We start from the raw sequence: 1547 nt of genomic DNA, 5'->3' as shown, positions 1-1547 counted from the left end.
GCTGAAGGTGCTCGGGATGTTCCGCCGCGAGCTGAGCGCGGTCGCGTTCTGGCAGGTCGCCACCGTGACGGCGGTCGCGCTCGTCGTCGGCGTGCCGCTCGGCATCGCCGGCGGCCGCTGGGCCTGGCAGCTGTTCGCGAACCAGGCGGGTCTCGACCCGGGCACCGTCACGCCGCTGCTCGTGCTGTGGATGATCCCGGTGACCCTGCTCGTCGCCGCACTGATCGCGCTGCCCCCGGCCAGGTCAGTGGCGCGCGTCCCCGCAGCCGCCATCCTCCGTTCCGAATGAAAAGATCCTTATCCCGAACGGAAGCGGCCGTCTCCCGAGCGCCACCGCACTCCCCGTACGTGGTCGATGCGACATCCAGCACACTCTTTGGTGGTCGATGTCACATCGAGCACGTTCGCGGCGCGGCGCGGACGGGAAGCGGGTCCGGGCGGGGGCTACTCCGTCCGCAGGACGAGCGCGGGGCGGAGCCTGGCGGCGGTCCAGCCGGGCCAGGCGGCGATGAGGTTCGCGATCAGCAACGTGACCGGGATGGCGAGCAGCACCGCGGTGAGCGGGACGGTCGCGTCGGCGGGGGCGCCTGCGGCGTTGGCGAAGTAAGTCCAGGCCCAGCGGCCGGCGAGAATCCCGAGCGGCAGCCCGATCAGCAGCGCGACGACGGCGAAGGCGCTGGCCTCCCAGGCGACCACGCCGAGGACCTGGGACCTTTCGAAACCCAGGGTCTTGAGCAGGGCGAGGTCCCTGCGCCGTCGGCGCACCCCGGTGAGCAGCACGTGGGCGAGGGTGCCGACGGCGAAGACGATGAGCACGGCGGCGAGCACGAGCGGGGTGTCCCTGACGCTGGCGTAGTCCTTGATGTCGCTGGGCCGCTGGTCGGCGGTCACGGCGCAGGAGCCCAGCGGGCAGCCCGCCTTGGTGACGGAGTTGGTCAGCGCCGCCGTCGCGGCGGCCGCGTCGGTGCCCGGCCGCAGGCGGATCAGGAAGAAGCTGTAGCAGGTGGCGATCTTGCTGGCGCACAGCGTGGTCGCGTCGGGCACCGAGGGGACGGACAGCAGCGTCGCCGTCGTCACGGCCCCGGTGCCGAGGCCGGTGGGCGTGAACGAGCCGCGGCCGAACGCGGGCAGCACGGCCACCCCGGTGATGCGCATGTCGCGCCGTACGCTCGGCAGCCCGGCCGATATCTGCTCGACGGTGACCGGGATCGTCTGGCCGACGCGCGCGTGGACGGCACGCATCGTCTGGGCGCCGAGGGCGATCTCGTCCGGGGCGGCGGGCGCCCGGCCGGCGAGCATCGTCAGGTAACCCCCTCTCGGATCAGTGGCGGCGCCTGGCGGCTGGTCAAGCCCGATCGCGGGCACGATCTGGCCGTCGATCACGAGCTGGCCGTAGTTGCCCGACGCGTACCCGGTCACCGCGCGCTCGGCCGCGATCACGTGCGCGCCGAGCGCGCCGGGCGCCCCGCCGAACCCCAGGTCGAGCTGGGCGTCCCAGTTCTGCCCGTAGTCGCGCGGGGTGGACACGAGGGCGACGAGGCTGGCAC

General features: G+C 73.2%; 2 protein-coding genes. One reads left to right on the top strand and one right to left on the bottom strand.

Annotated elements, in window-relative coordinates; all coding sequences use genetic code 11:
* Positions 1 to 289, top strand: a 289-nt coding sequence (locus WA805_RS28265) for an FtsX-like permease family protein (RefSeq protein ID WP_425243848.1), incomplete at its 5' end; no start/stop codon positions are given.
* A 155-nt stretch (positions 290 to 444) separates the two neighbouring features.
* Here WA805_RS28265 and WA805_RS28260 read toward each other — a convergent pair.
* Positions 445 to 1547, bottom strand: a 1103-nt coding sequence (locus tag WA805_RS28260) for an FtsX-like permease family protein (RefSeq protein WP_425243847.1), incomplete at its 5' end; no start/stop codon positions are given.

The sequence above is a fragment of the Trebonia sp. genome (genome assembly GCF_049794275.1).
In the GTDB taxonomy this organism is placed as follows: domain Bacteria; phylum Actinomycetota; class Actinomycetes; order Streptosporangiales; family Streptosporangiaceae; genus Trebonia.
The sequence above is the reverse complement of the archived record's forward strand: the minus strand, read 5'-3'. Positions and strand labels throughout refer to the sequence as shown.